Annotated in this window: 10 protein-coding genes; 8 read left to right on the forward strand and 2 right to left on the reverse strand. The window is 33.0% G+C overall.

Annotation, left to right across the window (positions count from 1 at the left end; all coding sequences use genetic code 11):
* Positions 1 to 43 precede the first annotated feature (43 nt).
* From gdhA to LPB248_RS12720, 7 genes are all read left to right on the forward strand, one after another.
* Positions 44 to 1,387, forward strand: coding sequence for an NADP-specific glutamate dehydrogenase (gdhA, locus tag LPB248_RS12690; RefSeq protein WP_177211774.1), 1,344 nt, complete (start codon positions 44 to 46; stop codon positions 1,385 to 1,387).
* A gap of 128 nt (positions 1,388 to 1,515) precedes the next feature.
* The gene (locus tag LPB248_RS12695; protein ID WP_177212546.1) at positions 1,516 to 3,798 is read left to right on the forward strand and encodes a T9SS type A sorting domain-containing protein; all 2,283 of its coding nucleotides are present in this window, start codon (positions 1,516 to 1,518) and stop codon (positions 3,796 to 3,798) included.
* A gap of 77 nt (positions 3,799 to 3,875) precedes the next feature.
* Positions 3,876 to 4,589 carry a DNA repair protein RecO gene (gene recO / locus LPB248_RS12700; RefSeq protein WP_177211775.1) on the forward strand — a complete coding sequence of 238 codons (714 nt, stop codon included), beginning with the start codon at positions 3,876 to 3,878 and terminating at the stop codon, positions 4,587 to 4,589.
* Positions 4,590 to 4,708: 119 nt separating this feature from the next.
* Entirely contained in the window at positions 4,709 to 6,607 is a 1,899-nt protein-coding gene (locus LPB248_RS12705; RefSeq protein ID WP_177211776.1) for a PQQ-binding-like beta-propeller repeat protein, read from the forward strand.
* Positions 6,608 to 6,655: 48 nt separating this feature from the next.
* Positions 6,656 to 8,575, forward strand: a complete 1,920-nt coding sequence (locus LPB248_RS12710; RefSeq protein WP_177211777.1) for a hypothetical protein — start codon at positions 6,656 to 6,658, stop codon at positions 8,573 to 8,575.
* Between the two features lie 203 nt (positions 8,576 to 8,778).
* Positions 8,779 to 12,180, forward strand: a complete 3,402-nt coding sequence (gene ileS / locus LPB248_RS12715) for an isoleucine--tRNA ligase (RefSeq protein ID WP_177211778.1) — start codon at positions 8,779 to 8,781, stop codon at positions 12,178 to 12,180.
* Between the two features lie 6 nt (positions 12,181 to 12,186).
* A complete protein-coding gene (locus tag LPB248_RS12720; RefSeq protein WP_012022792.1) occupies positions 12,187 to 12,567 on the forward strand; it encodes a TraR/DksA family transcriptional regulator in 381 nt (126 codons plus the stop codon).
* A gap of 252 nt (positions 12,568 to 12,819) precedes the next feature.
* Here the strand turns inward: LPB248_RS12720 and LPB248_RS12725 are convergent, their stop codons facing one another.
* The gene (locus LPB248_RS12725) at positions 12,820 to 13,200 is read right to left on the reverse strand and encodes a hypothetical protein (protein ID WP_111425195.1); all 381 of its coding nucleotides are present in this window, start codon (positions 13,198 to 13,200) and stop codon (positions 12,820 to 12,822) included.
* Between the two features lie 35 nt (positions 13,201 to 13,235).
* A complete protein-coding gene (locus LPB248_RS12730) occupies positions 13,236 to 13,592 on the reverse strand; it encodes a roadblock/LC7 domain-containing protein (RefSeq protein ID WP_091494460.1) in 357 nt (118 codons plus the stop codon).
* Positions 13,593 to 13,772: 180 nt separating this feature from the next.
* Between LPB248_RS12730 and LPB248_RS12735 the strand changes: the two genes are divergently transcribed.
* Positions 13,773 to 13,988, forward strand: a complete 216-nt coding sequence (locus LPB248_RS12735) for a hypothetical protein (protein WP_095928396.1) — start codon at positions 13,773 to 13,775, stop codon at positions 13,986 to 13,988.
* Positions 13,989 to 14,062 lie beyond the last annotated feature (74 nt).

Consider the following 14,062-nt stretch of genomic DNA (forward strand, 5'->3'; position numbering starts at 1 on the left):
GAGTGAAAATTAAATCTAAATTATCTGAAAATTTATTTCAAAGATGGAACAAAAAATAAATGAATTTATGGCTCTTGTTGAGTCAAAAAATCCAAACGAGCCAGAATTTCTTCAAGCTGTTAGAGAATTTGCAGAAACTGTAATTCCGTTTATATCTGAACGTAAAAAGTATGATGGAAAGAATATCCTTTTAAGAATCGCTGAACCTGAAAGATCTATAATATTCAGAGTTCCGTGGGTAGATGATAAAGGAGAAATTATTGTAAATAGAGGTTTCAGAATTCAAATGAACTCTGCAATTGGACCTTATAAAGGAGGAATTAGATTTCACCATACAGTAAATTTATCAGTTTTAAAATTCCTTGCTTTCGAACAGGTTTTCAAAAACAGTTTGACAACTCTTCCAATGGGTGGAGGTAAAGGTGGTTCTGATTTTGACCCAGAAGGAAAATCAGACGGAGAAATTATGCGTTTCTGCCAGTCATTCATGACAGAATTATGCCGTCATATTGGTCCAGATCTTGACGTTCCAGCTGGAGATATTGGTGTTGGAGCAAGAGAAATCGGTTATTTGTTCGGACAATATAAAAGAATCAGAAATGAATTTACTGGAGTTTTAACTGGAAAAGGTTTGGCTTACGGAGGTTCATTAATCAGACCTGAAGCTACAGGATATGGAGTAGTTTATTTTACAGATCAAATGCTTCGTACTATCGGACATGAGATTAAAGGTAAAAGGGTAGCTATTTCTGGATTCGGAAACGTAGCTTGGGGAGTAGCTTTAAAAGTAAATGAATTGGGAGGTAAAGTTGTTACAATTTCTGGACCTGACGGATACATTTATGATGAAGAAGGAATCTCTGGAGAAAAAATTGACCATATGGTTGAAATGAGAGCTACTGGAGATAATAGAGCAGAAAGATATTTAGAGAAATATCCAAACGCAATATTCCATAAAGGGAAAAGCCCTTGGGAAGTAAAAGTAGATATTGCAATTCCATGTGCTACTCAAAATGAATTAAACGGTGATGATGCTAAGAAATTAATTGATAATGGCGTTTTATGTGTTACTGAAGCTGCAAATATGCCTTCTACATTAGATGCTATTAAACTTTTCTTAGATAATAAAGTATTATTTGCTCCAGGAAAAGCTGCAAACGCTGGTGGTGTTGCTGCTTCTGGATTAGAAATGACTCAAAACTCAATCCGTTTAAACTGGACTAGTGAAGAAGTAGACTTGAGATTGAAAGAAATCATGATCGGAATTCATAACCAATGTAAAAAATATGGTGCTGAAGAAGACGGATATGTAAACTACGTAAAGGGAGCAAACATTGCTGGATTTGTAAAAGTAGCTGATGCGATGCTTGCACAAGGTGTTGTTTAAAATTTACTTACTACTATAAAAAAATACCCTCGATTATCTTTATAAGATATCGGGGGTATTTTATTTGTGCTAAAAAATAAATAAAATCTCGTTTGTAGTATATTTGTCCTAATAGAATACATTAAATGATGAAAAAAATATTTTTCTGCGGTTTGTTTTTACTTCTAATTCAGTTTTGCGGAGCGCAAAGCAAATTGTCTTGGCAGGGATATTTTTCATTTAATGAAATAAAAGATATTTCTGAGTCGACTACGGGCGTATTTGCAGCTTCAGAAAATGCATTGTTTTCTAAAAATATCGCAACAAATATTCTTAAAACAACAACTACTGTTGACGGACTATCAGGTCAGACAATTTCTGCAGTTTATTATAGTGAAACATTCAAAAAAACATTGATTGGTTACGAAAACGGTTTGATGATTTTGGTTAATGAAGTTGATGGTAGTATTTTAAAAGTGGTTGACATAATCAATAAACAGCTTCCGGCAAACAAGAAGAAGATCAATCATTTTATGGAAGATAATGGTCTAGTGTATGTTTCTTGCGATTTTGGAATTGTACAATTTAATTTGAAAACTTCTCAGTTTGGCGACACGTATTTTATTGGTGATAATGGAGATGAAATAAGTGTTAAGCAAACCACCATATTTAATGGATTTATTTTTGCAGCGACATTGAGCGGTATTAGAAAAGCAGATAAGACAAATGCCAATCTGATAGATTACAATCAATGGTCGGTTGTAAATGCAGGAAGCTGGTCAAGCGTAGAAACTTTAGATACTGAGCTTATTGCGGTAAATGATTCTGGGTATATTCACAGATTCAATTCCAATACATTTGTTGGTTTTTTACAACTGCCTCAGCCAGCAGTCGATACAAGAGCAAAAAATCATAATTTATTTGTTACAACTGCCAATACAGTTTATGTATACAATAATCAGATGGTTTTGAACCGTCAAATTGCAAATTCTCAGGTTTTAGACAATACTTTAAATTTTACCTGTGCAACGGCGGTTGGAGATCAGATTTTTATTGGAACAAAAGAAAAAGGTCTGTTCGCCTCTTCTCTTAATAGTAGTGGAGTTTTCGAAAATAATACTCCAGCTGGGCCAGTTCGCAACAATATTTTTGCTATAGATACAGGTTCAAGTGTTTTATGGGCAGTTTACGGAGATTATGATGTTTCATACAATCCTTATCCTTTAGATAATTATGGAATAAGCAAATACAATACTTCGGGATGGTTAAATATTCCGTATTCTGAAGTGTATGATGCAAAATCAATTACTAGAGTTCTTGTTAATCCAAACAATGAAAAACAAGTTTATGCAAGTTCTTTCTTTTCAGGTTTGGTAAAAGTTGAAAACGATGTTCCGAGTTTTTTATACAATGAAAAAAATAGCGGTTTAGAATCTATAACTACAGAAGGGCCAAATTATATTGATGTTCGTATTAATGCAGCATCATTTGATAAATCTGCAAATCTTTGGGTAACAAACAGCCGAATAAAAAATGGTCTGAAAGTTTTAAAAACAAATGGACAATGGGGAAGTTATGCAATGACTTCGATTCTGGATAATGCAGAAGAGAGTAACTATTCAAGCCTAGCTATTGATCGCAACAATGTAAAATGGATTGGAACTAATAAAGATGGAGTTGTTGGTTTTAATGAAAGCACTAATACATTTAAAAAAATGACTTTTGGTGTCGATACAGGAAATCTGCCGATAGCCGATGTCAGAACTTTAGCTTTAGATACAAAAAATCAGCTTTGGATCGGGACAACAAAAGGTTTGAGAGTTTTGTCTAATGTTGGAAGTTTTCAATCAGAAAGTCGGTTAAAGGCAAATCCAATTATTATAACCGAAGATAATTTGGCTCAAGAATTACTTTACGAACAATTTATTACTTCTATAGTTGTTGATGGTGCCAACAATAAATGGATTGGTACTGCAGATTCTGGAGTGTTTATGGTCTCTCCAAATGGCCAGGAAACCAAATATCATTTTACGATAAATAATTCTCCGCTGCCAAGTAATTACATAAATGATATAAAGATAAATGCTAAAACAGGCGAAGTCTTTATGGCGACTAGTAAAGGTTTGGTTTCTTTTAACGGAATTGCCACAGAAGCCAACGATGATTTGAGCAATGTATATGTTTATCCAAATCCAGTTCGCCCTAATTATAGCGGAACAGTAAAAGTTGCTGGATTAATTGATAAAGCCAACGTAAAAATTACTGATATTGAAGGAAATTTGGTTTATGAAATCACATCTTCAGGTGGAACAATTGAATGGGATACCACTGCATTTGGTAAATACAAAGTTGCGTCTGGCGTCTATATGGTTTTTATTTCTGCAGAAGACGGAGGAGAGACTAAAGTTAAAAAAGTAATGATTATACGATAGTATTCAGTCGCAGTTTCAGTTTTCAATTTCGTTCGACAACTTGAAACTTTAAACTTGAAACAAATAAAACAAAAATTGTGCTCGTCAAAACAAAAGCCATAGTAATCTCTTCTTTAAAATTTCAGGAAAAAAGCTTGATCGTAAAATGTTTTACACTTTCAAGCGGACTGAAATCGTATTTTGTGCGCGATGCTTTTTCGAGCCGAAAAGCAAGTCAGAAAATTGCTTATTTTCAGCCTTTTTCGATTTTAGAAATTGAAGCCGTTCATAAAAATAAAGGGACGCTTGAAAATTTTAAAGAAATAAAAACTGCCGTTCCGTTTCAGAGTATTCATACTGATATTGTGAAAAGTACCATGGTGATGTTTCTTTCAGAGATGCTTCATCATTCTATTCAGGAAGAAGAAAAAAACGAACAGCTTTTCTTGTTCTTGGAAACGGCGCTGACTTGGCTCGATCATCACGATGAAATTTCAAATTTTCATTTAATACTTCTTTTAGAAATTACAAAATACCTCGGATTTTATCCCGATCTGTCCGATATTGATCTTCCTTTTTTTGAAATGAATGAAGGGGGTTTTACGGTTTTCCACAATTCAAGTGCTCTTTCTGAACATGAAACCAATTTGTTAAAAAAACTTATTGATCTAAAGTTTGACAACAGTCAAAAAGTCTTTAATGTAATTGAAAGACAAATATTGTTAAAGATTTTAATTGATTTTTATTCCGCTCATTTAGAAGGTTTTAAGCGTCCAAAATCGTTAGATATTTTGAAAGAAATTTTTTCATAATCGCTTTTCTATTTTTATATATTTGCTCAGTAAATTTTTACTAAAAAAATCCCATTTTTTTAGTAAAAAGCGCATTCTCATAAATACCTAATACCAACCAATTTTAAAAAAAATCTACTATGAAGAAAATTACGTTTTCGATTATTTTGCTTCTGTCGGTAGCAGTTTCATCATTTGCACAAAGAAAATATGATGAAATAGTTACTACAGAAAACGCTGTTCAAGACTTGGTTCAAAATGAAATCACAGGAGTTGTTGTCTTTAAAGAAGGCGGAACAGTAAAGGGTTTAGATCCCGAAACAAAAAAAGTTATTTGGACTTTGACAAAAGATGATTTTGGAACTATTACTTCAAAAGATATTTTAAAAGATCCTGAATTTGGAAATGTTTTCAAAGAGAAAAGAGATTTGTCTACAGTTCCAGGAAGTCCTTACATTGAGGCGTATATTAATTCAAAATACTTGATCATCAATACAGATTCGGGTAAAATCGTTTACAACTCTTCAAAAGAAGCATTTTGGGTTTTTCAATCAGATTTTATTCCTGAAACAAACGAATATCTTCTTACTGTTAAAAAAGACGGAGAAATGGCGGTTGCATTGCTAGATATGGCATCTGGAGAAATTAAATGGAATACAACGGTTGATAAAGCAAAATCGTTAATAAGCTTTTCAACTAAAGCTTCAAGTTTAACAAACAAAGCAAAGATTAATGGTAACACAGTTTATTATTTGCTTTATGGAAAACTGTACTCTTTTAATAAAGAAAATGGAAAATTAAACTGGAAAGCAGACGAAGATTATACTAGATTTTACGAAACACAAAATGATAAAAATATTGTGGTAGTTAATTCTGCTGGACTTCTTTCAACTAAAGAATATATTAATGTTTTGAGTACAGAAGATGGGAAAAGTATCTGGAAAGAATCTATCAAAACTAAATATGTTGTTTATTTAGAAGATTGGGGGACAAAATTATTAATTGCTCATGATAGCGGTTTCAATTTTTTTGACTTAAAAACAGGAGAAAAAATTTGGAAAAAAGATGCTCGTGGAGGCGGTTTGAAAAGAGTAATTCCAATTGATCAAGATTTCTTATATGTTGCAGAAAATGAAATGATGTTGATCAGCAAAGATGGAGAAAAGCTTTGGAAAAAATTCATTGAAATTTCTGATGATAAAGAAGATCCAATTTACTACTTAGGAAAAGTTGGCGAAAAAGTAATGTATCTTACAGGAACTTACGGAAACATGGTAGATTATAAAACTGGAGTTAAACTTTGGAAACGTAATATTAAGTTTGAAAAAAGCCGTCCAGTTTTACCAACTTACGACGAATCTACAAACTCTTACTTAGTGTATAATGATGAGAAATTATACAAATTTGATCCAAGCATCAGCGATAAACCAGAGCCGTTTGCCAAAGTAAATATCAAAAGAGAAAAAGAATTAAACAGTATCGAGCAATTTCCTTGGGGAGTTGTGCTTTCTGGACCGCTTGAAGTAATGGGGGTTAATATGGATGGCACAGTTAAATATCACCTTACTTATTCACAGCCTGGAGAAGGAACAAGACGTCTTATAAAAAGTGCTGCTATTGTTGGAAGCATCGGTTTAGGTGTTGGTTCTGTGGCAAGTGATATCAAAGGTGCTGAAGTGACAATGACTTATCGTGATGAAAGCGGAAACTTGAGAACTACTGTTTTGAAGAAAGAAGATAAAACAAATCAAGATCAAGCAAAAGCTTATGCAGCTGGTTCTGCGGCTTTAGGTGTCGTAGCAGCTAAATTTAACTCTCGTTTTAATGCAATGAAACAAAATAGAGACTACTCTTATATTTTTGCAAAAGCAGATTCTGGAGAAAAAGTTCTTGTAAAAGTGAGTAAAGTAGATGGAGTTGAAGTTGATAAAATTATTTTTAACAACAACAAACCAATTTACGAAGTAGACCCTGCGACTCAGAACATTTTTTATGTTTCTGATAAGTCAATCCAGATCTTCAATAAGAAAGAAAAATAAAAAAAAATATGGCCATCAGGATCCGATTCTGATGGCTTTTTTTTGCCTATGAAAAAAATATTACTCCTTATAGCTTTACTTGTAATTGGTTCAATTCAAGCACAAGAAAAAATAAGTTCTAAAAAAAAGAAATTCTATATACCTGTAATTAACTATTCAGAATTTCCCGCTCTTGATAATGCATTAACTCAAACCACTTTTTATCAAATGGATAAGCAGTTAATACAAGAAGAGCCGATATTGAAGAAACACTATTTTAATATAGAAGGTTTTATAAAAGACCCTGCGAATGGAAAACTAAGAATTTATTTAACCATCGAACTGCCTCAATATAAAGCCACTAAAATTGATAGTGTTTTTGATAAAAAGAAAAATGGATGGAAGTTCCAAGCATTTTCGAATTATAGTGTAAAAATAAAAATGGAGGCAAAATGCGCAGATAAGCTTCTATTAACCAGAGATTTTAATACAGTAGAATCATATTTAATCGCTGTTGGTAGCCAAAAAGACAATTTGAAGGCAGCTGTTGATATGAATAATAAAAAAATTGCAGAAGCAGAAAGAGATGGTAATTACACTGCTGAAGAATTAGGATTAGATACAGTAATATACAGTTCTGTTCACGCAATACAAAACTACCTTAATTATAAATTAAGGTACACTATAGGTGAAGAAAAAATAAAGTTTGAGTTTGTAACTTCAAAAGGACATCCAGAATACAATCAGTTTCTGGCATTTGAGAACGAAATTACGGCTCAGATGCAAAAAGTAACACTTGAAAAAGGTCTAGACGAAAAAACTTTAGCGTCACATTTGCAGTATTTGGAAAGCTTATTGATAAAATATCCACCTTCTTCTGCAAACGAAAACATTCGTTTTATAGTCACAAACAATTTAGCGGAAACTTATTTTTTACTTGAAAATAAAGAAAAGGCGTTATTGTATGCTAATTTGCTTATTGAAAATGATAAGCAGGATTCGAGAGGATCTTCGATAGTTAAAAAAGTGAATAATGGCTTTTTTGTCGACAAAAAAATAAGAAGCCATACCACACGTTTTGCTGATCTTGAAAAATTAGGTCTTAAAATAGCGGAAGAGAAAGAAGAAAAAAGGTTGGCATTTTTTGAAAAGATTCAGCAACAAGATGCAGAGTGGGAAACCGAAAAATCGAATCGTGAAGCTTACTTGGAAAAGATTAAAACCCAAAGATATAATTTGCTTGATTCTATACCATATCAATTAAATGCAAATCTTTTGGCAAAAGTAGTTGATAATCTAGGAGGGAGTCAAGCATTGAAAAAAGTAGAAAAAGCACATTTGTTTTCTAAGATTTCGATAGAAGGAACAAATATCCCTCAGACAGAAGAAAAATGGGCAACAACATCTCATTATCTTCTTAAGAAAAAAATGCCTGAAGCTTATTATGAAATCGTAAACGGACCAGAAGCGTGGAGTCATGACGATCGTGAAACTGGAATAAATGCTAAATGGGCAAAATTAACTACATACGATTATGGTAATTTATCTAAGAATGTTGACTTGGTGAATTTTTTAACTGATTTAAGGCTTGATTTATGGAATAATTTTGAGGTTTTAGGTGAGGAAATGTATGAAGGGAAATTATGTTATCATTTGAATTATTTTGAAAAAACATTGAGTACTGGAAACAGATCAATTCCTAAAACAGATTATCATGTTTTTATTGATAAAGAAAACTTCAATATAGTTTCTACAGAAAAAACAGAATTTGATAATGGCAATAAAAGTTTCTTCGAAAGAAAATTATTTGGTGATTATCGCCCTATAACAGCATTAAATTCTGGAAAAATTCCTCATAAGATCAACTATGAAATTGAAGATTTTAATGGAGAAACTTTTTATCAGGAAATCAGAGAAAAGGTGGAGATAAATCCAGTTTTTGGAAACCGAATTTTTATGAAAGAAGTCTATTTCGGAGGATTTAAATAATATTTTAGCTTGTTGGAAGCTGCTTTAAGAATTGGTTGTTTTTTGATTTATTACGCTCAAAAAAATGAGAATAATATCAGAAAGTAACCAATTCTTATGTTTTTGTATCTATTATCTCAACAAAAGTTTGTGAAATTTAAGGAAATTGGCGGTCAATAGTTCAAAATTTCTTACTTTCGCACCTCGTTTAAGAAAAGGATAAAATGAGTACAAAATTTACTGAATACAAAGGACTTGACTTACCAACTGTAGCGTCTGAAGTTCTTGATTTTTGGAAGAAAGAAAATATATTTGAAAAGAGTGTAACAACTCGCGAAGGTGCTGAGCCTTTCGTATTTTTTGAAGGTCCGCCTTCAGCAAACGGATTACCTGGAATTCACCACGTAATGGCACGTGCGATTAAAGATATTTTTTGCAGATATAAAACTCAAAAAGGTTTTCAGGTAAAAAGAAAAGCCGGATGGGATACTCACGGTTTGCCTGTAGAATTGGGTACCGAAAAAGAATTAGGAATTACAAAAGAAGATATTGGTAAAACAATTTCTATTGAAGAATATAACGAAGCGTGTAAAAAAACCGTTATGCGTTATACTGACGTATGGAATGATTTGACCGAAAAAATGGGGTATTGGGTAGATATGGATGATCCGTATGTGACTTATAAACCAAAATATATGGAGTCGGTTTGGTGGCTTTTGAAACAAATCTATGATAAAGGTTTGTTGTACAAAGGATATACAATTCAGCCATATTCTCCAAAAGCAGGAACAGGATTGTCTTCTCACGAGGTAAATCAGCCTGGAGCTTACAGAGATGTTACAGATACTACAATTGTAGCACAATTTAAAACTTTACCAGAAACGCTTCCAAGCTTTTTACAAGGATTTGGAGATATCCACATTTTAGCTTGGACTACAACTCCTTGGACATTGCCATCAAATACAGCTTTGACAGTAGGTCCAAAAATCGACTATGTTTTAGTTAAAACTTTCAATCAATATACTTTTGAGCCAATCAATGTGATTTTGGCTAAAAACTTAGTTGGAAAACAATTCGGAAAAGGATATTTCGTAAGTGAAGACGACGCTGATTTTGACAATGTGAAAAACGGCGACAAAAAATTGCCGTACAAAATCTTAACTGAGACAAAAGGAGCAGATTTAGTAGAAATTCGTTATGAGCAATTATTGCCTTACGTGTTGCCATATCAAAATGCTGAAAATGCATTTAGAGTAATTTCCGGAGATTTCGTTACAACAGAAGATGGAACAGGAATTGTACATACAGCTCCAACTTTTGGTGCAGATGATGCTAAAGTAGCAAAAGAAGCAAAGCCAGAAGTACCGCCAATGTTGGTTCTTGACGAAAACGGAACAGCAGTTCCTTTAGTTGATTTGCAAGGAAAATTCACTTCTCATGTAGGTGATTTGGCTGGTAAATATGTTAAAAACGAATATTACGATGCAGGACAAGCGCCAGAGAAATCTGTAGATGTTGAAATCGCTATACGTCTTAAAGAAGAAAACAAAGCTTTTAAAGTTGAAAAATACGTGCACAGTTATCCACACAGCTGGAGAACAGACGAGCCGTTATTATACTATCCTCTAGATTCATGGTTCATCAAAGTAACCGATGTAAAAGATAGAATGTTCGACCTGAACGAAACTATCAATTGGAAACCTAAATCTACTGGTGAAGGACGTTTTGGAAATTGGCTTAAAAATGCTAATGATTGGAACTTATCTCGTTCTAGATATTGGGGTATTCCTTTGCCAATTTGGAGAACAGAAGATAAAACAGAAGAAGTTATTATCGGTTCTGTTGAAGAATTGTACAATGCAATCGAAAAATCAATCGAAGCAGGTTTCCAAAAAGAAAATCCGTTTAAAGGATTTGAAATCGGAAATATGTCTGAGTCAAATTATGATTTAATTGACTTGCACAAAAATGTTGTTGATGCTATCACTTTGGTTTCAGCTTCTGGAAAACCAATGAAGCGCGAAAGTGATCTAATCGACGTTTGGTTCGATTCTGGGGCAATGCCTTATGCGCAATGGCACTATCCTTTTGAGAACAAAGACAAAATTGATGGGAACAAAGATTTTCCAGCGAACTTCATTGCCGAAGGAGTAGACCAGACACGTGGATGGTTTTATACCTTACACGCTATCGGAACTTTGGTTTTTGATAAAGTAGCATACAAAAACGTAGTTTCAAATGGTCTTGTTTTGGATAAAAACGGAATTAAAATGTCTAAGAGTAAAGGAAATACTATAGACCCGTTTAAAACCATTGCAGAAAACGGCCCAGATGCTACACGCTGGTATATGATTATGAATGCGAATCCGTGGGATAACTTAAAGTTTGACCTTGAAGGAATTGCTGAGGTTAAACGTAAATTCTTTGGAACTTTATACAACACATATTCTTTCTTTTCGTTATATGCTAACATCGACGGATTTAAATATGCTGAAGCTGAGATTCCGTTAAACGAAAGACCAGAAATCGATCAGTGGATTATTTCTGAATTACATTCGTTAATCAAATTTGTTGACGAATGCTACGAAGATTACGAGCCAACAAAAGCGACAAGAGCCATTTCTGATTTCGTTCAGGAAAACTTAAGTAACTGGTATGTTCGTTTATGCCGTCGTCGTTTCTGGAAAGGGGAATACGCAAAAGATAAAATTGCAGCTTACCAAACGCTTTATACTTGTTTATTGACTATAAGCAAACTTAGCGCTCCAGTGGCTCCATTTTTTATGGATAAATTATACAGAGATTTGACAGCTTCTACGGGAACCGAGGATTTTGCTAGTGTTCACTTGGCTGAGTTTCCAAAATTTGTCGAAAACTTTGTTAATAAAACGTTAGAGAGCAAAATGCAGAAGGCTCAAACGATCTCATCTTTGGTTTTATCACTACGTAAAAAAGAGATGATTAAAGTTCGTCAACCTCTGCAAAAGGTAATGATTCCAGTACTTGACGACAATCAGCGTGCTGAAATCGAAGCAATTTCTGACTTGGTGAAAGCTGAGGTAAACGTGAAAGAAATCGAACTTTTAGACGATGCTTCTGGTATTTTAGTGAAACAAATTAAGCCTAATTTTAAAGCTCTAGGACCACGTTTTGGTAAAGATATGGGTCTGATTTCCAAAGAGATACAAGGTTTTTCTGCAGATCAAATCAATCAGCTGGACAAGCAAGGGACGCTAGATATTGTTATTGCAGGAAATAATGTAACTTTATCATTAGAAGATGTAGAAATTACATCACAAGATATCGAAGGATGGTTAGTGGCTAATTCAAACGGAATAACAGTTGCGCTTGATATTACTCTTACCGAAGAATTAAAAAATGAAGGTATCGCTAGGGAATTAGTTAATAGAATACAAAACATTCGTAAAGATTCAGGATTTGAGGTTACGGATAAGATTAAAGTTCAAATAAAAAGAAACGGTATTTTAGAAGAAGCGGTTTCAAAAAATGAAGACTATATTAAGTCTGAAACATTAACAGACGAACTGGTTTTTGCTGACGTTTTAGAAAACGGCACAGAAATTGAGTTTGATGACATTAGAACCATTATATTAATTTCAAAATAGTAGAAAATGATAGATGAAATTACAAGATACTCTGACGCAGATTTAGCAGAGTTCAAAGAGATAATCCAAGCAAAAATTAAAAAAGCACAAGAAGATCTTGATTTGATCAAAAGTGCCTATATGAACGATTTGAATAACGGAACTGACGATACTTCTCCAACTTTTAAAGCTTTTGAAGAAGGAAGTGAGACCATGTCTAAAGAAGCAAACTCTCAGTTGGCTATCAGACAAGAGAAATTCATTCGTGACTTAAAAAATGCTTTATTCCGTGTAGAAAATAAAACTTACGGTATCTGCAAAGTAACAGGTAAATTAATTAGCAAGGAAAGGCTTAAAATCGTTCCTCATGCAACAATGAGTATCGAAGCTAAAAACTTGCAGAGATAATTATAAAAATATCTTATCAAATAGAAAAAACGCTCCTAATTTTAGGAGCGTTTTTTTTTGTTTAATGTTTGATGAAGCTTGATTTTGAGTCTATAAGTTGTTATTGAAAGAAATTATTTATAACTAGTCAAAATTAATTAATATTAATGACGAGTTTTTTTGTAAGAATAAAACAAGTAGAATTACTTAGGAGTAAACACAAAAAAACCGCCTCAATGAATGGCGGTTTTTAAAAGTAAAAATGTTACATCATTATGCTAGATTTTTTTCAACGTCTGCTTTGTGTTTTCTTAAAATAGCTCTTGTCATACCTAAATTTGCTTTTGAAGCATCTGCAGCAAGATAAATCATGAATTTTTTGTTAGGAGAAATATCGATAATGTGAATTTGATTCGATAGTGTAATCAAAATATCTTCGATGTCCTGGTTTAGGTTTAGTGCTTTTACAGCACTCAATTTAGCTTTTACAACTTCTAAGTTATAGGCTGCGGCTAATTCAGGATCAAAACTTGGGTCTATAGTTAAATTTCCAAAGCTTAATCCAGATTCAATTTCTGTTACTGCGACAGCGATAAAGCCGTTTACGTTAGTTTTCATTTCGTTTAAAAACACGTTTAAAAAATCATTGCTCATAGTTCATTTGGGTTATTTGTTAATAGAATTTTATGTTATTTCAATAGTGAATTTTTGCTTAATTCAGCAGAAACTTCTTCTGTAGAACGCATTAATAATGCTAGATTGCTTCCTTCTTTAGAAAAAGCAACGATAAAGTTAGAACCGCTTATTTTGTTTCCAACAATAACGCCTTCGGCACTTTTTAGGTATAATTGTTTTAAAGAGCCTTTTTCCAAATCAATTAAGAATTTTTCGCTCATAGATAGAATAGCAGCACTCATTGCGGCAATACTGTCGCCATAGTCAAGATTTAAGGAGGTAATAAGTTTTCCTTTTCCGTTTAAAATTAATGCTGCAGTAGATTTTGTGCTGACAAGGAAGTCATTTAGTGTAGTTGTGATTTCATTCATGATTTGTAGGATTTTGGGAGGAATGTTAAATTTAGTTTGTGTTGGTATTCGTTTTCAAAAATTAATTCAAGTTATCCTAAACAAGTGTTAATTTTTATTAACAAATATAAATTAAATTATGTATCATTGTAGTACCAAATCAGTAATAATTTTAATTATTTACGACGAAAAACTTACATTATGGCTAAAGTATTGAAATTCAAAGAAGTAAACTCTGATGTAGAGCGCAGAATGAAAGAATTTGAAAAACTGCGTGTTAAATTTAAAGCAGATGTAAAAAAGGGCGAAGCTAAGAAACTGGCTGCCGGAAAAGAAAGCAAAGGGATTTTTAAGTCGATTTCAGAATTTTTCTCCGACAGCCCGAAAACGCCAGCAAAAGCTGCTGTAAAAAAGTAAACTTTATTAGGTTTAGATTAGCAGATAAACTTGTTTGATTTGTTAGAAAAGAATTAACGCTCCTTTAGGAGCGT

The organism is Flavobacterium sp. LPB0248 (genome assembly GCF_013388355.1).
Lineage (GTDB): Bacteria > Bacteroidota > Bacteroidia > Flavobacteriales > Flavobacteriaceae > Flavobacterium.

Bases quoted from the DNA above. Each gene is read 5' to 3' on its own strand.
- gdhA (WP_177211774.1), top strand. From the start codon at position 44: ATGGAACAAAAAATAAATGAATTTATGGCTCTTGTTGAGTCAAAAAAT.
- LPB248_RS12695 (WP_177212546.1), top strand. From the start codon at position 1,516: ATGAAAAAAATATTTTTCTGCGGTTTGTTTTTACTTCTAATTCAGTTT.
- LPB248_RS12705 (WP_177211776.1), top strand. From the start codon at position 4,709: ATGAAGAAAATTACGTTTTCGATTATTTTGCTTCTGTCGGTAGCAGTT.
- LPB248_RS12710 (WP_177211777.1), top strand. From the start codon at position 6,656: ATGAAAAAAATATTACTCCTTATAGCTTTACTTGTAATTGGTTCAATT.
- ileS (WP_177211778.1), top strand. From the start codon at position 8,779: ATGAGTACAAAATTTACTGAATACAAAGGACTTGACTTACCAACTGTA.
- LPB248_RS12720 (WP_012022792.1), top strand. From the start codon at position 12,187: ATGATAGATGAAATTACAAGATACTCTGACGCAGATTTAGCAGAGTTC.
- LPB248_RS12725 (WP_111425195.1), bottom strand. From the start codon at position 13,200: ATGAGCAATGATTTTTTAAACGTGTTTTTAAACGAAATGAAAACTAAC.
- LPB248_RS12730 (WP_091494460.1), bottom strand. From the start codon at position 13,592: ATGAATGAAATCACAACTACACTAAATGACTTCCTTGTCAGCACAAAA.
- LPB248_RS12735 (WP_095928396.1), top strand. From the start codon at position 13,773: ATGGCTAAAGTATTGAAATTCAAAGAAGTAAACTCTGATGTAGAGCGC.